This is a genomic window from Deltaproteobacteria bacterium, from assembly GCA_016234845.1.
Lineage (GTDB): Bacteria > Desulfobacterota > Deferrimicrobia > Deferrimicrobiales > Deferrimicrobiaceae > JACRNP01.
The window spans coordinates 42,648-66,453 of sequence record JACRNP010000012.1 but is presented as its reverse complement, the minus strand read 5'-3'; the positions used below and the strand labels follow the sequence as shown (position 1 = coordinate 66,453).

Annotated in this window: 18 protein-coding genes; 6 read left to right on the top strand and 12 right to left on the bottom strand. The window is 64.0% G+C overall.

Annotated features, from left to right (window positions below; all coding sequences use genetic code 11):
• Window positions 1-185: 185 nt before the first annotated feature.
• The 10 genes from ysxC to HZB86_01175 form a co-directional block, all read right to left on the bottom strand.
• A complete protein-coding gene (gene ysxC / locus HZB86_01220; GenBank protein MBI5904169.1) occupies window positions 186-770 on the bottom strand; it encodes a ribosome biogenesis GTP-binding protein YsxC in 585 nt (194 codons plus the stop codon).
• Between the two features lie 5 nt (window positions 771-775).
• The gene (locus HZB86_01215; GenBank protein ID MBI5904168.1) at window positions 776-2,506 is read right to left on the bottom strand and encodes a diguanylate cyclase; all 1,731 of its coding nucleotides are present in this window, start codon (window positions 2,504-2,506) and stop codon (window positions 776-778) included.
• Between the two features lie 34 nt (window positions 2,507-2,540).
• Window positions 2,541-4,082 (bottom strand): redoxin domain-containing protein, encoded by a 1,542-nt coding sequence (locus HZB86_01210; protein ID MBI5904167.1) that lies wholly within the window; start codon window positions 4,080-4,082, stop codon window positions 2,541-2,543.
• 7 nt (window positions 4,083-4,089) lie between these two features.
• Complete coding sequence (locus HZB86_01205) at window positions 4,090-4,680, bottom strand: TlpA family protein disulfide reductase (protein MBI5904166.1); 591 nt, start codon at window positions 4,678-4,680, stop codon at window positions 4,090-4,092.
• Window positions 4,677-5,618: a 6-bladed beta-propeller gene (locus HZB86_01200; GenBank protein ID MBI5904165.1), complete on the bottom strand. Its 942-nt coding sequence runs from the start codon at window positions 5,616-5,618 to the stop codon at window positions 4,677-4,679. The genes HZB86_01205 and HZB86_01200 overlap by 4 nt, the downstream gene beginning before the upstream one ends.
• Before the next feature lie 55 nt (window positions 5,619-5,673).
• Entirely contained in the window at window positions 5,674-6,747 is a 1,074-nt protein-coding gene (locus HZB86_01195) for a hypothetical protein (GenBank protein MBI5904164.1), read from the bottom strand.
• 98 nt (window positions 6,748-6,845) lie between these two features.
• The gene (locus tag HZB86_01190; protein ID MBI5904163.1) at window positions 6,846-7,943 is read right to left on the bottom strand and encodes a hypothetical protein; all 1,098 of its coding nucleotides are present in this window, start codon (window positions 7,941-7,943) and stop codon (window positions 6,846-6,848) included.
• A 27-nt stretch (window positions 7,944-7,970) separates the two neighbouring features.
• Window positions 7,971-9,722 (bottom strand): NBPF family protein, encoded by a 1,752-nt coding sequence (locus HZB86_01185; protein MBI5904162.1) that lies wholly within the window; start codon window positions 9,720-9,722, stop codon window positions 7,971-7,973.
• 193 nt (window positions 9,723-9,915) lie between these two features.
• The gene (locus tag HZB86_01180; protein ID MBI5904161.1) at window positions 9,916-13,464 is read right to left on the bottom strand and encodes a M6 family metalloprotease domain-containing protein; all 3,549 of its coding nucleotides are present in this window, start codon (window positions 13,462-13,464) and stop codon (window positions 9,916-9,918) included.
• Window positions 13,465-13,587: 123 nt separating this feature from the next.
• Window positions 13,588-14,718: a hypothetical protein gene (locus HZB86_01175; GenBank protein MBI5904160.1), complete on the bottom strand. Its 1,131-nt coding sequence runs from the start codon at window positions 14,716-14,718 to the stop codon at window positions 13,588-13,590.
• 77 nt (window positions 14,719-14,795) lie between these two features.
• Here HZB86_01175 and HZB86_01170 point away from each other — a divergent pair, with 77 nt between their 5' ends.
• From HZB86_01170 to HZB86_01160, 3 genes are read left to right on the top strand one after another with little or no spacing between them, the layout of a single operon-like run.
• Window positions 14,796-15,674, top strand: a complete 879-nt coding sequence (locus HZB86_01170) for a glycosyltransferase family 2 protein (GenBank protein ID MBI5904159.1) — start codon at window positions 14,796-14,798, stop codon at window positions 15,672-15,674.
• Between the two features lies 1 nt (window position 15,675).
• Window positions 15,676-16,404 carry a methyltransferase domain-containing protein gene (locus tag HZB86_01165; GenBank protein ID MBI5904158.1) on the top strand — a complete coding sequence of 243 codons (729 nt, stop codon included), beginning with the start codon at window positions 15,676-15,678 and terminating at the stop codon, window positions 16,402-16,404.
• Window positions 16,388-17,746: a nitroreductase family protein gene (locus HZB86_01160; protein ID MBI5904157.1), complete on the top strand. Its 1,359-nt coding sequence runs from the start codon at window positions 16,388-16,390 to the stop codon at window positions 17,744-17,746. Before HZB86_01165 ends, HZB86_01160 begins: the two co-directional genes overlap by 17 nt.
• Window positions 17,747-17,761: 15 nt before the next feature.
• Here the strand turns inward: HZB86_01160 and HZB86_01155 are convergent, their stop codons facing one another.
• Window positions 17,762-18,283, bottom strand: a complete 522-nt coding sequence (locus tag HZB86_01155; GenBank protein MBI5904156.1) for a hypothetical protein — start codon at window positions 18,281-18,283, stop codon at window positions 17,762-17,764.
• A gap of 122 nt (window positions 18,284-18,405) precedes the next feature.
• Entirely contained in the window at window positions 18,406-18,729 is a 324-nt protein-coding gene (locus HZB86_01150; GenBank protein ID MBI5904155.1) for a hypothetical protein, read from the bottom strand.
• A gap of 36 nt (window positions 18,730-18,765) precedes the next feature.
• Between HZB86_01150 and HZB86_01145 the strand changes: the two genes are divergently transcribed.
• Genes HZB86_01145 through HZB86_01135 form a run of 3 tightly spaced genes read left to right on the top strand, consistent with a single transcriptional unit; the run spans window position 18,766 to window position 23,798 of the window.
• The gene (locus HZB86_01145; protein ID MBI5904154.1) at window positions 18,766-20,052 is read left to right on the top strand and encodes a hypothetical protein; all 1,287 of its coding nucleotides are present in this window, start codon (window positions 18,766-18,768) and stop codon (window positions 20,050-20,052) included.
• The gene (locus HZB86_01140; GenBank protein ID MBI5904153.1) at window positions 20,033-21,484 is read left to right on the top strand and encodes a radical SAM protein; all 1,452 of its coding nucleotides are present in this window, start codon (window positions 20,033-20,035) and stop codon (window positions 21,482-21,484) included. Before HZB86_01145 ends, HZB86_01140 begins: the two co-directional genes overlap by 20 nt.
• Window positions 21,477-23,798, top strand: a complete 2,322-nt coding sequence (locus tag HZB86_01135) for a DUF2723 domain-containing protein (protein ID MBI5904152.1) — start codon at window positions 21,477-21,479, stop codon at window positions 23,796-23,798. Before HZB86_01140 ends, HZB86_01135 begins: the two co-directional genes overlap by 8 nt.
• Window positions 23,799-23,806 lie beyond the last annotated feature (8 nt).

The following is a 23,806-nucleotide window of genomic DNA, read 5'->3' as shown; positions in this document are numbered from 1 at the left end:
GGGGCGCCTGGATCCGTTGCAGGTAGACGTTCTTGGCGATCTCTTTCGACTCGAGGATGGGGAACAAGGAGACCTCCACGTCCGCCGCGGACCTCGGGCGGACCGACGGGTATGTTACGGGTGAATGGGCAGGCCGATGACAGGTTCTAAAACGGAGAGAGTGTACCCCTTCCTCCCCGCCCGAATCAAGCGGAAAAAGCGGACCGGATATCGCCCCAGAGACGGTCGATCCCCGCCTTCGTGCGGGACGAGACACCGAGGACGGGCCCCCCGGCGGAGAGCCACGGCTCTCCCTCGAACCGGGCGACGGCGGCGACCATCTCCCTCGAGGAGAGCTTGTCCGCTTTCGTCCCCACCCAGCGGTAAGGGACCGACCGGGCGGACAGGTATCCGGCGAGGGCGCGCTCCTCCGCTTCGGGGCCGCGGCGCAGATCCACGAGGATGTACACCTTTCGGAGGAACCGGCAGCCGGAGAGGTACCCCTCCACCAGCGCCTTCCATGCCTCCCGCTCGCCTCTCGACACCCTGGCGAAGCCGTACCCCGGGAGGTCGGCGAACGCGTGCCGGCCGTCCACCTCGAAGAGGGCCACGCCGCGGGTCCTTCCCGGGGTGTTGCTGACGCGCGCGAGGCGGGACTGGCCGGTCAGGGCGTTCAGGAGGGACGACTTTCCCACGTTGGAGCGGCCGGCGAACGCCACCTGGGGGAGGCGGACGCCGGGCCAGGCGTCTCCCGCGGGATCGAACAGGAGGAACCGCGCCTGCGGGGACAAGGACGCTACACTTCCTCGAGCCGGGAGTAGAATTCGTCGAACGTCTGGCCGGAGTCCCGCGTGTACTCCGACACCGACACCTTCACGACGAGCTTCTCCCCCGCAAGGCGCTTCTCCCCGTAGAACGGGAATTGCCGGAACTCCTTCTCGAACCCCGCGGCGAGGTACGTCGCCTGCTCCCGGTTCTTCGCGGGGAACAGCGCAAGGAAGGTGGCGCCGTAGCACCGTCCGGGAACGACCCCCATCACCTCGAGGGATTTCAGCATGTCCGCCGTCTTCTGGAGGACGAAGTCTCCCCGCTGGTACCCGTTGCGCTCGTTGTACTCCTTGAAGTTGGAGATGTAGATCAGCGCCACGGACAGGGGGACCCCGTCGCGCACGACGCCGCCGATCTGTTCCTCGGCGATCGTCTTCACGTGCCGCAGGTGGAACAGGCCGGTCAGCCGATCGCGGTTCTCCATCTCCTGCGCCGCCTTCCGCATCGACTGGAAGTGGAGCGTGTTCTCGATCAGGGACGCCATCTTGTAGGAGAAGTTCTCGATCGCGCCGATATCCTCGCGGCTCAACGAACGCCGGCTCATCTTGTTGTCGACCCCGAGGACGCCGACCACCTTGTCCTTGGAGATCAGGGGGAAGATCGCATAGGTGCGGGAGCGAAGCGAGCGGATCTGGTCGTATGGAGGCAGGATCCGGTTCTCCTCGGGGACGGGGCCGTCGCCGTCCCACAGGACGGTGCGCTTCCCCTGGAACGCCCGGAACAGCCCGCCGCCCTGCGGCCCCAGCGGGACGTGGACCTTCTCCTCCGACTCGAAGACGTTCCCGACCGCCGCCCGGCACCGGAGGAACTTCCCCTGTTCGTCGGGCATGAACAGCAGGATGCGGTCCACCTCGAACCGTTCCTGGGCGACTCCCAGGACCAGCGGGAGGTGGGACTCGAGGAACCCGGAATATTGCATCGCGATGGAGAGATCGTACAGGCGGGTCAGGCTGTTCCCCGACTTCTCCAGCCGCTTCTTCGACGATTCGAGCTCCTGGTTCAGCAGCTCGAGCCTGCGGTTCGTGTCCTCCTGCTCGCGGTAGTACGGCCGGATGATGACGCGCATCGCGAACCAGGTGAAGCCGAAGACGAGGAAGGCGATCACCACGCACATCGTCACGATCGTGTGCTTTATCCGGTCGAGCTCGGAGTAGGCGGTGCTGATCGGCTGGTCGACCGCGACGAACCACCCTTTCTCCTTCAGGACCTTGAAGGCGATCAGCTCGGTCTCCCCGCGGAACGTGTAGCTGCCGAACCCCGCCGTGAACTTGTCCATGAGGTCCAGAAGCTTCAGCTTGTGAGCGACGTTCTTCTCTCCCAGCTGCTGGATGGGCTGCTCGCCGACGTTCAGGTTCACCACGTAGTCGCCGATGAACTGGCGCGCCTCGGCGTCGCCCCGGTACCGTGGATCCATGTGGGCGATGAGGAATCCGTTCCGGTCCATCACCCAGGCGGCCCCGAATTTCTGGACCTTGAGCCGCGTGAGGCGGTCCAGCAGGTCCTGCCCCCCGCCGTCGCCGACGACGTTCATGTTGTCGAGGTCGGCGGCCAGTTCCTTGACCGTGGCCTGCGCGTCGACCTTGATGGCGTCCTCGCTGACCTTGTACACGATGACGCCGCCCAGCCCGATGGTGACGAGGGCCAGGACCATGGAGGCCATCACCAGCTTGAAGCCCAGGGTCCCGTGGATCTTCGTCAACGCCCGCACCTTTCCCGGCCTGCGGCTCCGTCCGTCAGGAGTGGCACTTCGCGCATCCGCCCTTGACCAGAAGTTTGCTCTCGTCGCCCGCGTGCGGCTCGTGGCAGGAGACGCAAATCAGGTTCCCCTCCTTGTCCAGCTTGATCACCCGCTCCTTCTTCGGAGGGACTCCGAACGGATGATTGTGCGTCGACTTGGTAATGTTCGGGTGACAAGAAAAACACAGGGCGTTCCCCGGCTTCTTCACGAAGTTGTCGTTCCGGTCGGAGGAGTGCGATTCGTGGCAACCGCCGCACGCCCCGTCGTTGACCGGTTTGTGGACCACCTTCCGGAACGATACCGCCTTCATCGCCTCGTGGCACATCACGCAGAGGTCTCCCATGAACCGGCGAAGCTGGTACTTTTCCGACGAGGCGTGGGGGCTGTGGCAGATCGTGCAGAGCCCCGCGGACATCGGGCCGTGAAGGAACGACTTGATGAGGTCCTTCCGCTTCTCCTCGTGGCACTTGAAGCAGAGATCCTGCCCCTGCGCGATCACCTCGTACCGGTTCGGGCGGGAGTTGAACTGGTGGCACGGGGCGCACCCGCCGATGGTGATCGGACCGTGGACCTGCCGCTGCCCGGTCAGCTCCTTGTGGCACCCGAGGCAGAACTGGGTGGCCGTCGCGAACCCCTGCGCGCCCTGCTCCGGAGGGTTCATGTTGTGGCATGCCCGGCAAGGCGCCTCGTTCTTCTCGTTGTGGAAGCGGTATTCCGGGAAGGGAGACTCGATCCCCGACCCCATCTTCGGCTCGCGGAAGATCACGACTCCCTGGTTCACCCTTCCGCCGACCGGATCGACGATCGACACTTCGAGATAGTTGGAGCCGAGCGACAGGGGGGTCCGGATGTAGAAGAGGTCCCGCATCACGGTCACGGACTGCCGGGAGCCGCCGTTCAGCGCCAGCGTGACCCGCGCTCCCCGCTTCGCCTTCCCGACGATGTACATCGAATCCTGCAGCGTCTTCGTGAAGTTGATCGGAAGGAATACCTGAAGGGGGAGCTCCTTCGCCAGTTTTTCGATCCCGGACTCTCCCCGGATGACCTTGCCGAGCGCCTCTTCGAGGATTTTCAGGTCGTCGCCGGAAGCGCCGGTGGAAACGAACCGGACCACCCCCTGCCGGTCGATGATCACGTGCGCGGGGATCGACTGGATGTCGTACGGCCGGGAGGCGGCGAGCTTTTCGTCGATGACCATCGGGTACTTGATCAGGTTCGCGTATCCGCGGTAGAAGCGCCGGACCCGCGACAGCCCGTACACGTCGAGGTTCACGCCGACGATCTGCAGGTCGGACGCCTTGAACCGTCTCTGTATGCGGGAGACGTCCTCGAGCGAGGAAACGCAGGTGGAGCAGTAGATCGATCCGAACTTGAGGAGGATCACCTTCTTGCCGATCGAATCCGCCAGCCGGAATCGCTCCCCCCCGAGCGTTTCCCCTTCGAAGGGCACGGCCCGCTCGCCCACGGCGACTCCGAAGGCGGGCGCCGCGACCAGGAGGAGAAGCAGGGCGAGGCAGGCGGTCCGGATCACCCGCATTCCGATCTCATTTCTTCAGGACGGACTGGATGGCCTTCTCGAGATCCTCTTCCTTGAAACGGCCGACCTTGGCGAGGGCGATCTTCCCCCCCTTCTCGACGAGGAACACGGTCGGGGTCCCGGCGACGCCGAACGGGTCGGCGACCTTGAACATCTCCCTCTCGTCGAGCTCGTCCACCAGGACCTTGAACGTGTACCCTTCCTGCTTCACGAACCCCACGATGCTGTTCTTCAGCGGCTCGCCGTCGAGGGCGACCGCCGCCACGGAGATCGCATCCCTGTGCTTTTCAAAGAGTTTCTGTATCACCGGCATCTCGAACCGGCACGGCTCGCAGAAGATGGACCAGAAGACGATGAGGACCGGCTTCTTCGCCGCTTCCTCGGCGAACCGGAAAGAGGTCCCGTCCGTGTCCTTCACCGTGAAATCGGGGGCGACCGCTCCGGCCTCGAGCATCTTGATCCCCTCGATCATCGGCACCCCGCCCGAAAGGGGGGTCATGTTCCTCTCTTCCGCGAATCCGGCGGAAGCGGCCAGGAGCACCAGCGCGGCGAGAATCCCCGCCCGGCATTTCTGCTTCGGAAAGAGGCGCATCGTCACCTTGTCCTCCTGAATTTCTGGATGAGATGGTTCCCGGTGTCGGCAACGACCACGTTCTCGTCGAAGGTCACGTCCACGGATACCCCCGCCGGTTTGCGGAATCCGGCCTTCCCCGTTTTCAGGTCCCCGAGCGGCTCGCCGTCCCGGTCGAACAGGATCACCCGGTCGTTCTCCGTGTCCGCAATATACACCGTATATTTTCGGGGTTCAATCCGGATGCGGGAAGGGCCGCACAGGGCCCCTTCGCCCTTCCGGTGCATCGGCCATTCCTTGGAGAGGTTTCCCTCGATGTCGTACTTCTGGACCCTGCATTCCGGGGAGTTGAGGACGTAGACGAACCCGAATCCCTCCTCCGAATACGCGAGGGAAACCGGGTTGTTGAGCTCCGCGCCCTTCCTCCTCGCGAACCTCCCCCATTCGACCAGGAACTTCCCGGAGGAGTCGAACTTCTGGATCCGGTTATTGCCGGAATCCGCCACGTAGACGTTCCCCTTCCGGTCCAGGGCGACGTCCAGCGGTTTATTGAAATCCCCGGTTCCGGAACCCAGCCGGCCGAACGACAGGAGCGCCTTCCCGTTCAGGTCGAACTTCTGGATGCGGTGGTTCCCCGTGTCGACGACGAACAGGACGCCGGCCGCGCGGTCGATCGCGATCGCCGACGGAGCGTCGAACGATCCCGGGGAAAAACCGCGCCCGCCCCATTCGCGGACGAACCTCCCCCTCCGGTCCAGCACCTGGATCCGGTTGTTCCCCCGATCCACGACGTACAGGTTCTCCTCGCGGTCCTGGACGACGTCCACGGGGCGGTCGAAGCTTTCCCGGCCGATTCCGAACCCGCCCGTCGCGTCGAGGAAATCGAACGATACCCCCGCCAGCGCCCGGATCGGGCCGGCGACCACGGCACACACCGCAACGGCGGCCAGAACCCGGTACCCCATGCCCGCCCTCCGTTCCATTGGTACGTCCTTCACGGCGATGGAATTCACCCGGGCGTCACACCTTCGGCAGCGTCGCCTCGTTGACCGTGATCTTCGCCTTCTTCCGCAGCGCTTCGACCCGCTCCTCGAGGACCTTCCTCCGCTTGGCGTTCTCGAGGAACCCGCGGAGCTGATCCTTCACCTGCGCGAGGGGGATCTTCTTTCCGTCCCGGACCAGCATCTGGGCGTGCTCGGCGTACGCCGCGCGGATCTCCTCGTCGGTCACGGAGACATCCTTCGCGATCCTTTCGGCCAGCAGGTTGATGAGGACGCCCCGCTCCATGTCGGACCGGACCGATTTCAGCCACTCCGTCCCGTCGAGTCCCTGTTTCTTCGCGTAGGCGTACAGCGATTTCCCCATCGCCTCGCGTTCGAGCACCTTCGCCACGGCGTTCGGGTTCCTCGACAGGTCCTGGCTGCCGTGCGTGCCGGGCGACATCCCGGCGAGGAGGGATTTCACATCCCCGTAGCTGACCTTCTCCCCTCCCACGGTGGCGAGCACCGCGTCGTCCCTGACCGCATCGCCCTTGCCGATCCTTCCGATCGCCTCGTTGTCCACCGCCGCGGGAAACTCCTTCCTCGCCGCCTCCAGGAGCTCCTCCTCGATCTTGCGCAGCTGCCGGTCGGCGACCGCCTGGGTCGCCCTCCCCTTCGCGTCGGCCTCGGTGATGGCGTTGTCCGCGCTCCGCATCTTCTTCGCCTCGCCCTCGACGTCCGAATCGGCGACCTTCAACTTCGAGGCGATCTCCTTCCGCACGAGCGCATTGATCCAGACCCCCTGCTCGTTGCGGGAAGCCGCGCCCCGGAACTGCTCGGTGTTGTCCAGCCCCATCGCCCGGGCCTCCTGGGCGAGCAGGCGACCCGCCACCAGCCGGTCGAGCGCCTCCTTCTTTTTCTCGACGGGAACCGACCCCGCGGGTGCGACTCCGCCGCGGACCCCGAGGAACTCCCGCAGCTCCGAGACCTTTACGTCCTCGCCGTTCACCGAAGCCACCGCTTCGTCCCGGACATCCTTCTTCGAACAGCCGACGGCGATCACCATCGCGGCGATCGCAAGCGCCGCGAACATCGTTTCGCGCACGTTTCGCAACTTGGCTTTCTCCTCTCGTCGCTTCATATGGAAAACCCCCGGCGGGCGTGCCGCCAGGGGTTCCCGGATCGAAACCCCTTTCGTCCCTTCTCCGTCCCCTACGGCCCCGTTTTTCCCGCCGGCGGCGCGGGAGCGGTTTCCGGCACGGCCGGAGCCGGGGGAGTCCCGGAGGAGTCCGCCGGCGCGGGGGGCGTCGCCGGAGGCGGGGACGCGGCGGGGGATTCCGCGGCCTTCTTCGCCTCCTCGGCTTTCCTGCGGGCCTCTTCAAGCGCCCGCTTCTCGTCCTCTATCCGCTTCAGCTCTTCCGCTACCTTCTTCCGCTCGACCTCGACCTTCAACTTCTCCTGGTCGATCTCCTGCTGCGCGGCCTGCGTCCTGGTCTTCTCGGCCTCGAACGCCGCCTTCTGCAGCTCGAGGTCGGTCTTGCTCTTCTCCGCGTCCTTCGCCGCGGAATCGCGGATCCCCTGGGCCTCCGCCTTCGCCTTGTCGATGGTCGCCTGGATCTTCCCGGTCTCGCCCTTCAGCTTCTCGAGGCGCGCCCGCTCCTGCTCCTCTTCCTTCCGGATCTCGGCGATGACCCCCTTCCGTTCCCGGTTCCGGGCGTCGCGGATGTCGGACGCCATCGCCCTGGTGATCCGCTTCACGGCGTCGCGCGCCACCTCGATGTCGAGCATCCCCTCGGTGACCCCGAACACCTTCCCCGCCGTCAGCCCCCCGTAAGCGCTGACGTTTCCGGCCCACAGAACAGAGCCCGTGGAGGGATCGAACAGGGACAGGTCCATGGTGACCTGGCTCGACGAGTCCTTCTCCTTCCCCTTGCCGAAGGAGACGATCTTCCCGAAGACGATCGCCTGGACGTTCATCTCGTCGCCGAACTTCTTCATCAGCTCCTTGTCGAGAATGTCGGTGGAGGTGATCTTGAGCTTCTTCATGATGTCCCGCGTGAAGCGGGTGTCCTCGACGGCGTCGAACACTTCCAGGTCCCGAAGGGCCGGGACGAGCAGGGCGTCGATCGCCTTGTCGGCGTCCTTCAGGTCCGAGTAGTTCTCGAACGGGAAGACGGAAACCTTCTTTACGCGCAGATACTGGTCCTTGGTCTTCGACGGCTGGCTGCTGGAGATCAGCACCGGACGCGAACAGCCGGCCGCCACCGACAGGGCCGCGATCAACAACACGGTTTTTTTCCAGACGCTCATCTCCCCTCCTCGTTCGGTCGCTGTACCTTAGAGATTATATTTAAACGTGAGGCTGATGGTATACCCTTCGTTCAACACGGTCGAAAAAGTCTTCTTGAACGTGTAGATCAGGGTCGTGTCCCATTTCGGCGCCGCCCATCCCAATTTGGCGTCGAAATTCTCGCTGTTGTCGGTCAGGGACCGCTTGTCGTACTTGTAGCTCGTCCCGAGGGAAAGCCACTCGTACTTGTAATCGGCCTTGAAGCCGAACGTGGACGTGATGTCCGCGGCCAGGTCATCCTGGCTGGTATCGGTCGCCTGGCGGGTCAGGTCGAACGCGGCCGTCCACCCCGGGACGCCGTCCTTCCACGTCAGGTTCCCGTTGGTGCTGTCGGTCCGCTGGATGTTCCGGGCTCCCGTGTCGACCTTCCTGCCGTAGGTGTGGTCGAACTTCCCCTCGAAGGTCCGCGTGGAAAACACCTTGTACGCCACCTTGAACTTGAAATCGCGGATCGCGGTGTACTCGGGCTTCAGCAGGTCGTCCTTGAAGGTGATGTCGTAGGACGGGTCGAGCGTGAGGCTCACCGCCTTGAAATCGAACGTCGTCTTCATGCTGAATTTCGTGTCGACGATGGTCTTCACGTCCTTCACCAGGGTGTCGGTCATGTCGAACGAGGCGGACGCCTTCCAGAACGGAGCCAGGTCCCCGGTCCAGGTCACGTTCCGGTTGAGCGTTCCGGACGTGGTGTCTTTCGTGTCGTCCAGGTGGTCCTCGACCGTGTCCTTTTTCTGGTATCGGAACGACAGGTCGACGATCTTCGAGAATCGCGCCTTGAAATCGGCCGTCCAGGTTTCCTCGGTCTTCTCGTTGTCGTCCACCGTGTGCCGTGCTTCCGTGACGACGCGGAGGAACTCCCCGCGCAGATCGAACGGCGTGCCGATCTTCTGGGCCACGGTGGCCTTCGAGTTGGTCGTCTGGGTATGTTCGCCTTTCGCGATGTTCTGCTTCAGGTCGATATCGTACGATCCGTCGATGGACGTGTCCCGGAACGGGCGGAACGTGACGAGATTCTTCCAGGTGTGCACCTGGTCGTTCTTGTCGTTCGCGGCGACCGAACCCGTGCCGTCGCTCTTCAGCGTCGCGCCCCGTGTGACATCCACGGTGTAGGTGGTGTCCATCTTTATCTTGTCGTACAGGACATGGCGCAACCCGATCGAACCTCCCACCTTCTCGTCTTCCGTGTCGGAGTCGGCCTTGAGCTTGTCGTGGAGCCGGTTCCGGTTGTAGTCGCCCCGGACGTTCAGCCACCCGTTCGGGTTGTACACAGACGAGAGGGTCACGCCGTGCTTCTCCGTGTCGGTCGTCCCGGATTCCTTTTCGATGTCGAGCGTGTATTTCCCCTTCAGGTCCGGAACGCTCTTCGGCGGGAGGTAGAACCACTCGAAGAATATCGCATCGGTGGTTTTCGGGCTCTTCCCCGGCTCGTCGGAATTCTCGTCGGTCCGTTTCAGCCCCGCCTTGGCTTCCCAGTAACTCCCCTTGAAACCGAGGTCGATGGTCGGGAGCAGCCGGACGACGTCCGGCGAATCGGAGTTGACCTCCTGCTCGACCTTGAACGTGACCTCGTTCGTGATCACCGGGGACGTGGTGCCTTTCGACTTGATCTCGACCGCCTGCCTCAGTTTCCGGACATCCCGGGTTTCCTGATCGGTCTTGTCGACCGTCTGATCCCAGTTCAACTGGTAGTTCCCCGAAACGAGCCCGGCGGCCGACCCGGTCCCCCGGAGGCCCGGCGCCATCATCAAAAAGGAAACCGCCATCAGCAATCCCGGAGCAAGCCGGCCTCCCCTCCCCTTCAGCACCCGGATCGTTACCCGCCTGTAGGTAATTTCCCTCGTCCGCTGCGTCAAATCGCGCACCCCGGGGTGGGCGCATCCGTTCCGGGGTGAAACAGCAAGAAGCATTCCCTCATATTCCCTGTCGATCCCGCCATCACGCCGGGAAACGGCCGCGGAGCAGCCACCACGCCGATGGAATCCCGATTAGGATCAAGAGGATCACGACCGTTCCGGTGGTGTCGCCGACCGCGATCCCGGCGGCCATGGAAAGGGGAACCAGCACGAATCTCGCCGCGAATTTCAAGAAGGGGGATTCCGCGATGTATCCGGCCGCTGTCGGGCTTAGACGGTAATACCACCCCACCACGGCGTCGCCGAAGGGGAGGGAGAGGAGCACCCGGTCGCGGAATGCGCGGAACGTGGCGACCTCCTGTGCCATCGGGGACCCGAACGCCGCCGTGGCGATGAAGCAGCGGAAATCCTCGATGAACAGGCCGTCGCTGAACGGGAATACCCTCCTCCAGGTGGCCGCGGCGGTCCTCGCCCCCGGAGGGTCGAAATCGACGTATGTTACGGTCACGCCGTTGCCGCTCGCCACCTGGATGATCGGGGGGGACGCGGTCGCGTCGGTGGCGCCCTCGGTGAACCCGAACCGCCCCTGGAAGATCCCGGTATCCGCGCCCGTCTCCGTCAGGACCAGGAAGAACCCGGTTGCGTCCGAAGCGCTGGTGACCCGGACGATGGCGACGTCCACGACCCCCGGGTCCGTGTTCAGGCCGTCGTCCTGGAGCGTCGCCGTCGCGATGACGGAGATGTTGACGTAGTTGCTGCGGTCGAGCGACACGATCCCGGCGTTCCCGAACCGGGACGCGCCGGCGGCGCCGGGGGTCGTCGTCCCGAACCAGACGTTTCCGGCGCTGTCCGCGGCGGCGGCGACGACGGACGTCGACGCCGGGCCGGTCACCTGGTTCTCCGGCAGCGGAACCGCGGGGTCCGGACGGAACACCGTCACCCGCTCGTCCACGACGGTGGTGTTGTCGTTGGTCGCGTTCGCGTTGAACCGGCTTGCGCCCCCCTCGTTTCCCAACGAATCCCGAAGGTGTGCGACCCAGGCGACGGCATCCGTATCCGTTGTCGACTGGAACGCGATCGAACCCACGTTGTTGGAGGCCAGCCCCCTCCCGGCGTCCAGGAACGGCGGCCCGACCGTTTCCGTCGTGTCTCCGTCGTTGTCGAAATCGAAAGGATCGCCCAGGTTCGCCGCCGCGGGGGTGAGCGTTTCGCCGATGTCGAACACCCGGAGCCCGAGCGTGTCGGTCCCGATCCAAAGGCGCCCATTCTTGTCCACCGCGAGGGAGGTCACCTGGCTCCCGGTCAGCGTGAACATCCGCTTGAACTGGGCGTCGAACGTGGGATCCGCGCTCGCGGGGCCGCCGTCCGCCCCGGGCAACCGAGACCGGTACACGTTTCCGGACCGGTCTCCGACCCACAGCAGATCGTCCGCCGCGGTCGTGTTCCCGTTGTCGTCCAGCGCCACCGCCGACATGTCCCCGACGAGGATCACCGAGATCGGGTCGACCGGATCGGCGTCCGTGTCGAGGTCGTTCACCCGGATCACCCCCTGGGGGGTGGCCGCGTACTTGATGTCGATCGGCGTGGTGCCCGAAAGGAACCCGCCCCGAACCACGATCGAGCGGATCGTCCCCGTCCCCGCGGGGAGCTTCCGGTTCCCGGAGGACGACTCCGTCAGGGAGGAGAGGACCCGGAACCCGGAGCCGGAATCCCGCATCTTGAACATCCCCCGGTCGGTCCCGACCCACATGCTCCCGGACCGGGTCTCGGGCGCCATCGAGAGGATCGGCGCCGCCTCGGTCGACGTCCCCGCCGGGAGTCCGTCGAGGGTGTTCAGGATGTCGAAGTTGGTGCCGGTGAACCGGGCGATTCCGCGATCCTTGCTCCCCAGCCAGACGTTGTTGCCGGAATCGAACGCGATCGAGAGGATATCGTCGCTCCGCATCGGGTCCGCGTACCTGCCGGTGGTGCTCGCGATGTTGAACGTCTTCCACGACGGGACGCTCGTGCCGCCTCCGACGATGCTGACCGTGTAATCGATCGCGTTGGAAACGAGGCGGCTGAAGGATACCAAGGCCACCTGCTGTCCGAAATCGAACGGATGGTCCGTGAAGGTATTGTCCAGGATCGGCGTGGAGTTCACGGTAGTGGACGGTGTCGTTCGGTTGAACGTCTGGCCGGCGGTGAGAAAGAGGTCCGCCTGCTGCCCGAAGTACGGCGCCCGGTCGTTCGGGGTTCCCGTCAGCGGGATCGTCTGCCCCATGTGGGGGATCCCGTCCGCCTCCTTCACGTATACGCCTCGGAACGCGGGATTGGAGTTCACGTCGTTGGTGGCCAGGTGCGCGTTGATCACCTCTTCGTCGATCTGCCAGATCAGCGCGCCCGCCATCCCGGTCTGGTCGAACAGCCAGCTCCCCAGCGAGCTCGACTGTTCCCGGTTCTCCACCAGGAAATATTGCGTCGGGTCCGCCGGACTGTTCGACCAGACCTTGTCGACCTCGGGGAAGATCTCGACCGGGCGCAACGTCCGCGGGCTGCTGGAGGTGACCAGGGTCGGAACGAGCCAACCGAGGTGCGCCTTGGACCACGCGGAGAGGTGCGCTGGGTTCGACGGGTTCTGAAGAAGGTTATTCCCCCACATCCCGTACGCCATCAGGTCGAAGACGCCGGCTCCCGAAAACACGTTGTCCGTTGCGACCTGCCCCGCCGTGGAGGTCGGATACAGGTCGGGCAGGCCGAACAGATGGCCCATCTCGTGGACGATGACCCCCGCGCCGATCCTCGGGTCCACCGCGGGATTCGTCGCCCCCGTCGAGGGAGCCTGCAACCCCGGGACGATCGTGTAGTCCACGATGCTGTAGGTCGTTCCGGAAATCGACACGGGAATCGGGACGGAAAGACCGGCGGTGTGGGAGTACGGGTCGCCTGCCGCCCCGGCATCCTCCTGCCCGTACCCGGGGTGGACGATGATCACGGAGTGGAACGTAAGGTCCGAGGCGCGCACGTACGGCCGGAAGTCGAAACCCTGCCCTGCGAGGAACCCGACCGCGTCCGACAGGAGCTGCCGCACGTTCGCCACCTGGACACCGGCGATGTCCGCGGGCGTGATCGCGGAGAAAGCGTCCGCGCGCAACCATCCCGCGACGTCCGGGCGGGACGGATCGATCGGCGCCTTGTCCCGCGGACGCGCGAGGACGAACTTGCCGTACGACACCTCGCGCCAGTAGTTGGCGACGGAGAGATCGGTCGCGCCCGTCCCGAAGAAGAGGCTTGCGAACACCGCATTGTCCGATATCGAGGGGCTGGCCGAGGCCGGGCGCGTGGAAAAATCGATCAGCAGGACGAGCGGAGCGACCTGGTTATCGGTCGCGGAACTGATGGCACGGGGGAGCCCTGCCGCCTTGGAAGAGGTTGACTTCGTCGCCAGCGGCACTTTCCCGCCCAGCGGCGCCGCCCGGCGGTATGTCCGGACTTCTTTTGGAATGACGGGGGTTTTCGCTCCGGTGGTCCGGTATCGATGCGTCAGGGGATCGACGAGACCGGGTCGCGGGGGAGGCAACGCGATCGTCGGTGCCGCTCCGTAGCCGAAGTACACGGCCAATGCAACTAGTCCAATCGCCTTTCTCGTCATCGCGTCATCGAGCCCCTAAGCGCACCCGCCCTCCGGGAAACGTAAAAAAAACCGCTGGAATTATAGGTGATTTTACCGGTCAAAACAATCGATAATTCCTTCGGGATTGATTGGATCGAGTATTCACTCGGAATTCCCAGCCGCCCCCGAATCAATCGGCGGACCGCCGTAAGCATGCAGGATCTCTTTCCGTAACTCATCCGGGATGGGCAAACCGATGGCCTCTCGAATTCGCATCATCGACCGGTCAGGCGCCTCATCCCTCTCACCGATCGCCTGCTCCGCCAGCGACCTGGCCAAACCTACGGCCAAGGATGTCTCTCCGGGGAACATCGAAAATCCTTCGCGGAGAATGAATTCGGCGATCCCGACTTCTCCCTTGGCCCAAAAAGCGCCTGCCTGGAGGAGAAACCCCCTTCCGTAGTCGGAATCGATCGAAGACCCGGCTCGAAGATTCCGCACTCCTTCTTCGATCCGCGCCTCCCGGAACTGCAGTACCGCCGATTGGTAGTATGCGTACGACGCGGTTTCCGGGAAGAGAAGTTCCTTCAATGCTTCGAGCGCCTCATCGGTTTGACCGAAAAAAACAAGCTGCTGGGCGGATTGCACTCGCCTCCAGGTCTCCGGGAGCTCTTCCCGAAAGTTGCGCGGGGTGGAGAATATCTCCCGGACGAGGACCGGAAGGTACCCGAACTCCAGTGGGAAAGATACTTCTCGGTTCCTGCTGACGATCCAGACCGATATGGGAGCGATATCCGCTCTCCGGATCGTCGCGTACAATTTTACAACCAGAGGGACCATCGGCGTGCGGACTTCATCCTTGTACAGGGAGAGAAGGAAGGCGGTATCGATCACGAGGATCGGACGTCGAGGCCACTCCCCCGGCCGGTCCAGCGCTGTCACGGTGGCTTCCCCGAATCCCCCCTTGCCGCGGATGACGCCATTGTCGAGGGTGAACCGCCCTGCGTTGCGGACATCGACCGGAAGCGTGGCGAGCCACCGTTCGAAGTGGGATTGGTCGACTCCGGATTCCAGCGGAACCACTTGCGTGAGTCGAACCGGAGCGGAAGAAAATCTTCCGGGCAGGAGGGTGCGGACCTGGTCGTCCGCGGAGAAAAGCAGCATGGGAGCGCCCGGATCCGAAGCGAGGATTTCCGGCACACCACCCCGTTTAAACCAATCCGCATCGCGTATATGGACGGGATCGGCTTCCGCGGCGATCGACACGTTGACGACTGAAATGACCAGAACCATTGCCGCTACGCCAAGGTGGATGGCGCGAAAGGAGAATCCCGTGTAACATGAAGCAAAAAAAGTCACCCTGCGACCCCTTGGCATCCGATACTCCGGATAGGAACATATCCGCCATCCTCCCTGTTTACAACGAGGAGGGGGCCATCGAGGACACGCTCCGCCGGCTTCAGCGCATTCTCGAAAGCTGCACGGAATCGTACGAGATCCTGATCGTCGACGACGGTTCCACCGACGCCACCGGGGCCATCCTTGACGCCGTCTCCCTCCCCTGCTGCCGGGTGATCCACAACCCCGTCAACACGGGATACGGATACTCGATCAAGAAGGGGTTCCGGGCCGCCCGGCACCCGTGGATCCTGTTGATCGACGGCGACGGATCCTATCCGGCGGAGGCAATCCCCGGAATCATCGCGGAACTTCCTCACTCGGACATGGTCGTCGGTGCCCGGCCGGGCGGCGGGGCGGGTCCCTCCCTCGGACGGAGGGCAGGCAAATGGATGATCCGGGCCCTGGCGCATCGCCTGGTACGTCACCCGATTCCGGATCTGAACTCCGGCCTCCGGATCATCCGGAAGGAGCTGCTGGAGAAATTTTTCCGCATGCTCCCCGACGGATTTTCCTTGACCTCCACGATCACGCTGGCGCTCCTGATGAACGCCTACCGGGTCGCATATGTTCCCATCCCCTATCACCCGAGGGTAGGCGTCTCCAAGATCCGTCCCCTCCGCGACACGGTGCTTTTCCTCCACTTGATCGTCCGAACCGTGGTCCATTTCGACCCGCTGAAATTCTTCCTTCCCTTGTGCCTCGCCGCGGGCGCCTCCGCGGTGACCCTTACTCTTTACGACATCATCCATTTAAACGATATCACGGAAAAGACGGTCATCGTCTGGGTGGCCTTCCTTCTTACGGGAGCAATCGGAGTACTTGCCGATCTCATCGACCGGAGGGGGTGAGATGGCCGGATTCACCATCGAAGCGGTGCGGGCGCACTGGGACGCCGTCGGGGACGAATACGACAATTCGAACGACCGCGTTCGTCGGATCCACCACCAGAGATTCCGGAAGGCGATAGACCTTTGGAATATCCACGGGCGGCATCTGGACGGCATTCGTCCGCTCCGAATCCTCAATGTGTGGTCCCGCACCGGGGAAGCTCTCCCCTACCTGAGAAAACGGATGCCGGACGCGGAGATCGCGAACCTGGAGGCGTCGGAGGTGATGATCGGGATCAGCCGGAAGAAATTTCCCCTCGAATCGTTCGGAATGACGGATCTGACCCCCGAAACGATGCGGTTCCGCGAACCGTTCCATTTCCTCCTCAGCCTGGAAACGCTGGAACACTCCCCCGATCCGAAAGCGTTTCTCTCGGGTCTTTTCCGGGCGCTCCGTCCCGAGGGGATCCTCATCCTGAGCGCGCCGACAGCCGTCATGGAACTCCCCCAACGCCTATACGAACGGGCGACAGCGGACCACGGGGAGGGGCCCCACCGGTTCTATTTCTCCTGGGAGGTGAAGCGGATGCTGGCGGCGGCGGGATTCCGGCTGCGCGAGCATCAAGGGACCCTCTTTCTCCCCGTCGAGTGCGGGGCACTCCTTTCCCTCGCGGAGCGGATTGCACCTGCCATGAACGCCCTCGGTCTTTCCGATCTCGGGTTGCGCCAGTTTTATGTCGCCGGAAAATAGGATCCCGCCGATATCCGAACTCCTTCGGAACCGGAGGAGCGTACGCCGATTCCGGCATCGGCCCGTGGAACGGGGGAAAATCCTCGCGCTTCTCGAAGCCGCGCGGATCGCGCCTTCCGCATGCAACCGCCAGGATTGGCACTTCATCGTGATCGAAGATGCCGAAGCGAGAGCCGCGCTCGTACGGGATGCGGGAGCGTCCCGCCTGCTGAAGGAGGCGCCCGTCGCGATCGCATGCCTGTACAGGAACGAAAACATGGCGGAAGGATTCCAGTCCTCTTCCGCCGCAATCGAAAATATGCTCATCGAGGCGGGGAACCAGGGACTGGGTGCGCTCTGGCTCAACTCCTTCGGGAACGAGGCCCGCTGCCGGAAGATCCTCGGTTACCCGCCGGAATATTTCCTGACATCGATCGTTCTGACGGGATATCCGGACGAGGCCCCTCCCCCTCCCTCCAGGAAGCCGATCGAGGAGATAACCCATTGGGGACGCTTTTCCGAAGCGCCTGCCTATCCGCTGACCCACGACGCCGATCGCTGGAACCTGGAGCAGATCCGGACACACCAGCGGCTGGAGTGCGGGAAGACCATTCAAGGTACCCCCCAGGACATCTTCTCCCCCCTGGAGATCTCCGAGGCCCGATCCCTGTTCCCGCTGGAGGGCGGAACCTGCCTGGACCTGTTCTCCTACGACGGGCATTCTTCACTCGAGTTCTTTCGGCCCGTCAAGTGCCTGGCCACCTTCGCCGACCTCTCCGAGGAGACATCCGGGTACTCCCGCGAAACGCTGGCGCGGACCTTTCCCGAGGCATCATTCCTAACCTTCGAACGGCTCGATCCATTTCCGGACGGCGTTTTCGACAACGCCACGCTGATATTCCGGATCGAGCGGCTGCCGGAGCGGGAGTACCGGCGTCTCTTCGAGCGGATCTGGCGGTTGCTCCGGTCCGGAGGCCGCTTCCTGGTCGTATTCCGGATATCATCCTCCCTGTATGGGGCCCTCCACCGCCTCCTGCTCGCGTCCCGCGGCGACAACCTTCGGAAGACGGCTGTCCACTCCTTCTTCGGCCCGTACCGGCCGGTCCGCCCCGATACGGTCGCGCGCCACGCCCGGGATGCGGGATTCCGCGTGAAAATCCACCGAAGGTTCCCGGTTCCCCCGCTCCTCCCGGAATTCTTCCGACTTTATCAGCAGTACCGTCGATCGGGAGGACGGACCTACCTCCACCGTGAAGTGCCGGAGAACCGTTTCGCCGGCTGGATGGAGCGGCGACTCGGAAGAGACGCCGGGAAGGAGTCCCGTTTCGGCACGTTGGGAGTGGCGGTCCTTACGAAACCGTAACCGGATTCGAAGTCCTCAGGCGAGCAAGGCACCCGCGGCGAGCATCAGGAGTGAAATCGTACCGGGAAGCGCATAACGCGGCTGGAGCGGTCGGCCGAACTTCCCCCAGCCGTGCAGCATCCAGAAAAAGGATATCGGCCACGCGAGAAATCCGGCGCAAAGGAGTGCCGTACCCGCGAGGGCGGATCCTCCCGGCCGGAACCTTGAATCCTCCGTATCCCGCGACACGGAAGGCCGAAGAACGATGAGATGTTTTTCCGCGTCGAGAAGCAGGTCGGGCATCGGTTGCGCGATGTGCCGGATCCCGAGGAGACCGGATCTCAGGTACCCGAAGGCACGCGCTGCGGTTTCGACATCCCCCCTCTCCAGGGACGCCACCGCGGTGGCCCTTATCCGTTCGCCCGCCTGACGGGATGCGGGTGAGTACGGCACGTACATCAGCAGGGACATCTTCCAGTAGAAAAGTGCTTCCGCGGTCCGCCCGCTGCGGACCGACTGGTCGCCGAGCCGCAAATACCGGGAAGAGTCCCGCTCCAAACGTATTATGATGAAGATGAGAGCAATGAGAGTAACCGCCACGGCGGGTACGACGTACACCCGATAAGATGAGCCTTCCCGCAACACCATACTGGGATCATATCACCCCCGCCCTGCATCGCCTACTCGGGGATCTCGACCGTTCCCCGGGCTCCCTGCTGGAGGGGAGCTTCAATCGGGAGTCCTGGCTCTACCGTTTCGCCGGCGATTTCCACCCGGCGACCCTGCAGTGCGCCGTCTATCCCCTCGCCCGTCTTTGGTCGGAGGACGGACGGGGCAATCCGTATCATCGGAACGACGAACTCCTCCGGCTGCTTCGCGGGGCACTCGTCTTTACCGCATCGCGGCAGAACAAAAACGGTTCTTTCCCCGAATGGTATCCCGGCCAGCCGAGTTTCTGCGCTACGGCGTACCTTTCCGCGTATCTCTCGGAAGTACTTCTGCAACCGGGAGATCCCTCCGGTTCCGCCGGAAGGCGGAGCGTGCTTGCCGTTCTGGAGCGCGCCGCCGCCTGGATGGCTCGCGTAAAGGAATCCCATCCCGGGAACCAGTCCGCCGCCGCGCTTCTCGCCTTCCACAACTCTTGCTCCCTCCTCGGATCCCGGTGGGGCCGATCCAGGGACCGCTTCCTGGAAAGGATCCTGTCCGGGCGCACGCGGGAAGGATGGACTTCCGAGTACGGCGGGCCCGATCCGGGGTACGAATCCCTGACGCTGGATTCCCTCACGCGCTGCTTCGACCGCGGACTCCGGGGAGTCCGGGACGCGATCCGGTCCGGGCTGGAATTTCTCGACGCCTCCGTCCTGCCCGACGGCTCCAGCCCTTCCTCGCTTTCATGGCGCGGAACGAACTTCATCGTGCCCTACGCCATCGAACGCTGGGCGGAGGAGGAGCCGGCCGCCCGGCGTGTCGCGCGCCGGATCCGCCTCGCGGCTTTCGAGGGGAGGATCCCGACGCCGTCGACTGCCGATCGGCGGTATACCGCCCATTTTTTCCTCCCCTCTTACGTGGACGCCCATTTTCGCTGCTCCGATGCGGTCGTCGAACCCGGGGAGGATGTCCCAAAATCGTCCCACAGGGAACAGGGGGGGGTGCGGGTGTTCTCCGGTGATGCGTTCCGGGTTCACCTCCAGGAGAGGAGGGGAGGGATCGCGGTGTTTTCGAACACATTGCACCGGACGATATGGATCGGGCACACGTATTGTCTCCGCTCCCGGCGTGAAATCTTCATTCCGTACTGGGACGGGAGTTTCCTTCATGCGGCCGGAGATGCGGTGGAGGGGTCCGCCACCTTCCGATCCCTCCCCGGGGGAAGTCGGCACGCGCGGCTGGTTTCGTCCTGTCTCGCCGGTGGACGACTGTTCGGCGCGGGAGGATGGATCGAAACCCGGATCAAGTCGTACGCGTTTGGCCCCGGTGCGCCCGGACCGGCCCGCCTTCGCCGTCGGATCGATATTCTACCCGGAACCATCCGGATCCTTGACTCCCTCGACGCTTCACGGGCCGCGCGGGGAACGGAGCTGTACACCGTTCCGGGAGGCGGACCCTCGAACCATCCCTCGTCCCAGATGTTTTCCGAGCTCGAGCTCTCCCTTCCCCCGATCCTCTCCGGGGATACCGCGGCGGCCATCTCGGATGCGTGGCGCACCGGCGGCACGGTGAATGTGGACCTCGGATTCGAGACGAGCGGGCAGGAAATCTCCTACCGTTGCCTCGTGGGAAATCGGGAGACATCGAGGGGGAAAATCGTTGCGCGCACTGTTCGTTAATCCCCCGCTGCCGGGAAACCGGGGACTTGTCCGGGACCTGATGCACGGGTGCTGGTGCGGCGGCAGGAGGGTCGGCGGCATCGAATTCCCCCCCGTCCCCCTCGCCCAGATGGCGACGATGTTGCTCCGCGAAGGGATTCCCGCACGGATCGCCGACGCGCCGGCGGAAGGACTCTCCGAGTCGGAAGTCGCAGCGCGTCTTTCACCGGAGGACCTGTTGATCTGCGTTTCCTCGCCTCTCAGCGCGGAAATCGACGTCCCGTTTCTCCGGCGGATGCGGTCGAACACCGGCGCCCGTACCGTTCTTCTCGGTGCTTTTCCTACCTTCCAGCCGGCGGAGGCGCTGGCCCGGGACGGCATCGATTACATCGTATGCGGAGAGCCGGAGACGGCCCTCTCCGGCCTCTGCCGATCCCTCACCGACGGTGGATACCGGTTCGGAGAGATCCCCGGAGTCGGCCGGAGGAGGGGCGGGGTCGTCGAGCTCCCGGAAACCACCGGGCCATCTCCGGACCTGGACTCCCTCCCGGTTCCCGATCGAAAACTGCTGCCGGACAGCCGGAGGTACTTCAATCCGGTCGTGCGGCATCGGCGCTTCACCACGATGTTCACGTCCCGCGGCTGCTTCGGCCGGTGCACCTTCTGCTCCTCGCCCGGATTCTTCGGGGGGAGAGCCCGATATCGGTCCGCGGAGTCCGTCATATCCGAGCTGCGCGTCGTCCGCGACGAAGGGTATCGGGAGGTATTCTTCCGGGATGAACTGTTCACGGGGGATCGACGGCGGCTCTTCCGGATCTGTTCGGAAATATCCCGCCTGGGCATCCGGATCGAATGGATATGCAGCACCCGGGTGGATATGATCGATGAGGAGGCCGCAAGGGCGATGCGGTCCGCCGGATGCCACCTCGTGCGGATGGGGGTGGAGTCGGGAAGCCAGCCGGTCCTCGACCGGATCCGGAAAGGGATCTCCGTGGCCGATACCGTGGCCGCTTTCGAGGCTTGCCGGAAGTCGGGACTATCCACGCATTCCCATACCATGGTCGGGCTTCCCGGAGAATCGCCGGCGGACTTCCAGGAGACGATCCGCCTCATTCGGGAGATTCGCCCGACCTATTTCACCATGTCGATCTGCACCCCTTTCCCCGGCACCGAGCTGTACGGAGACCTCGAGCGCAACTGCGGAGTCCGCTCCTCCACCTACATCGGGAAGAATGCGCTTCACGGCCTCCACTCCGCTCCCGTACACAACCACCTGTTTTCCGGGATTCCTTCCGCGGAACTGGAACGGTGCCTGCGGAGCGCCTACCGGGAGTTCTATCTGAATTGGAAATACGTGGGTCGGCAGATGTTGTCCATCGGTTCACCGGGCGAACTAATCCGGAAGGCCCGGGTGGCGGCACGGATAATGGCGATGGTGTCCGACCGTGGATGAGCGAAGGCGCCTCCTCGCCGTTGTTCTGGTTCCTTTCGTCGCGGCGATGGGGGCGCTCTCCTTCACCGTTGCGCCATCGATCTATCCCGGAGACAGCCCGGAGTTCACCGCCGCCGCCCACGTCCTCGGGATCCCCCACCCTCCCGGGTACCCGCACTACGTCGTCCTCGGGAAGATCGCGGAACTCCTCCCGCTCGGAAACACCGCGTTCCGTCTGAACTTGCTGTCTGCCATCGGGACCGCCGCGGCGTCTTCCGTATTCGCCCTGTTTGCGCTCCGTGTCACCGGCCTCGCGGCCCCTTCGATTCTCGGAGCCATCCTGATGGTCCTCTCCGCGGATATCTGGGCGCAATCCGGATCCGCGGAAGTATATACGCTCCACTTATTCGGCCTCATGCTGCTCCTCTTGCTGGCCGCGCAGGCACCTCCCGTCCCTCCGGGTATCGGCGGTTCCGAAAGATCCCGTCGCGATCATCACCGCATTTGCTCCGCGGCGTTCCTTTTCGGATTCATGCTGGGGATCCACTATTTCATCCTGTTCGCGCTTCCGGGAATCGCGTTCCTCTTCGCAAGAAGAACGGGGTGGAGGGCCGCCGCGCGATCGATTCCCCATGCAATCCTCTGCGGAGCCGCCGGCTGGTCCCTGTTCCTTCTGCTTCCCCTGCGGGCTGCGACCGGACCGCCGCTGAACTGGGGGGAAGTATCAACCGCCGCCAATTTCATCGGTCATATCTTCTGGACCCAGTACTCCGAGAGGCCTTCCCTCGATTTTTCCTGGGGACGCCTTCTTCGAAGGACAGTGGACCTCGTTCGGCTCGTCGGCGGGCAATGGCCGTGGCCCTTCGCGTTCCTCCTTCCGCCGGGAGCATGGCTTCTCTGGCGGCGATTCCGACTCGATCTTCTTCCTGCGTTCCTCATGCTGCTTCTCCTCCCCGCCGCGGGTACGATATTCCTCCTGAACGATCCGAGTCCGGAGATTTTTCTCGGGATCAGCTCCAACAAGTTCCTTGGAACGTACGCGATGCTCGCGCTGGCATGCACGTTCGGCGCCGCGCAGATATGGGAATGGGTCGCCGCATTCGCCGCGAGACGACCCGGTGCGGCCTTCCGCCGCGTTTCCGGAGCCATCTGCCTCTCCGTCCTGGCTCTTCTGGTGGCGGCGACCATCCGCGCGAACCGGGATCGGGCCGACCGATCCGAAGCGCTGCAACTGCACGCATACACCCTCAATCTCCTGGATCCCCTTCCGCCGTCATCCGCCCTGGCGACGGAGTACGACGTTCCGACGTTCCCCCTCCTCTACTTCCGCCTGGTCGAAGGATACCGGGAGGACGTGGCCTTGTACGGCCGCAGCGGTCGCCTCTTCCGGACCGATTACAACGCCGCTTACGGCGAGGACCTTCCCGCCGAACAGGATCGGATACGAAAGGAGATCGATCGAACCCTATCGAGAAAACATGCCGGGCAGCTCTATTTCAGCAACCAGGTGGCTCCCTACGCCCCCGGCGGAGAGGAGGTCTCCATCCCGTTCGGACTCCTCCACGGCTTCTCCATGGCAAAGACGGGGAATCTCCCCGATCTCCGGAGCGATCGGTTCATCACGACACCCTTCTTTCGGACGTCCGGTCCCCGACCGGATCATCGGACCCGGGAACTGGTTTCCGACATGCACAGGATGTCATCGGAAAGATCGTTGTTTCTGGGTCGGCGGGACGAGGCGGCGGATACGCTCCGCAACTCCCTTGCCGCGGCGCCCGACCACTATTGGGCCCGGTACTTCGCAGGGATACTCCTTTACAAGGGATGGGGAGACGCCCCGGGAGCGGAGGAACAGCTCCGGGAGGCGATCCGGATCATCCCTTCCGAGGACGCCTACGCGAAGTTGGGTATCATCCGGTTTGAAACGGGAGACCTCGATGGAGCAATCCGTGCGTTCGAGCTTTCCCTCTCCGTCAACGGAAGTTACGCTCCCGCTCTTCACAATCTCGGGGAATGCCACATCGCCGCGGGAGATCCGGGAAAGGCCGAGGAGTACCTGGTGCGGGCGACAAGATACGCGCCGGGGAATCCCCAGTCCTGGCGGCGGCTGGGCGAGGTCCAGGGTGCGGAGGGAAAGTACGCGGAAGCCGTCAGATCCCTTTCCGCGGCAATCGCGCTTTCACCTGGAGACGCGGAATCGTATTTTCTGCGAGGAATCGCAAGAAACGGGGCCGGGGACACGGAGGGCGGAGCGGAGGATTTGCGCCGGGCGGCCAGACTCGGAACGGTCCGCGACCGGAACGTTTCCGCCCCGGGAGCAATGGGGCGGAAGTGAACGGGACG

Bases quoted from the DNA above. Each gene is read 5' to 3' on its own strand.
- HZB86_01210 (MBI5904167.1), bottom strand. From the start codon at position 4,082: ATGCGGGTGATCCGGACCGCCTGCCTCGCCCTGCTTCTCCTCCTGGTC.
- HZB86_01200 (MBI5904165.1), bottom strand. From the start codon at position 5,618: ATGGGGTACCGGGTTCTGGCCGCCGTTGCGGTGTGTGCCGTGGTCGCC.
- HZB86_01190 (MBI5904163.1), bottom strand. From the start codon at position 7,943: ATGAGCGTCTGGAAAAAAACCGTGTTGTTGATCGCGGCCCTGTCGGTG.
- HZB86_01185 (MBI5904162.1), bottom strand. From the start codon at position 9,722: ATGGCGCCGGGCCTCCGGGGGACCGGGTCGGCCGCCGGGCTCGTTTCG.
- HZB86_01180 (MBI5904161.1), bottom strand. From the start codon at position 13,464: ATGACGAGAAAGGCGATTGGACTAGTTGCATTGGCCGTGTACTTCGGC.
- HZB86_01175 (MBI5904160.1), bottom strand. From the start codon at position 14,718: ATGGTTCTGGTCATTTCAGTCGTCAACGTGTCGATCGCCGCGGAAGCC.
- HZB86_01165 (MBI5904158.1), top strand. From the start codon at position 15,676: ATGGCCGGATTCACCATCGAAGCGGTGCGGGCGCACTGGGACGCCGTC.
- HZB86_01160 (MBI5904157.1), top strand. From the start codon at position 16,388: ATGTCGCCGGAAAATAGGATCCCGCCGATATCCGAACTCCTTCGGAAC.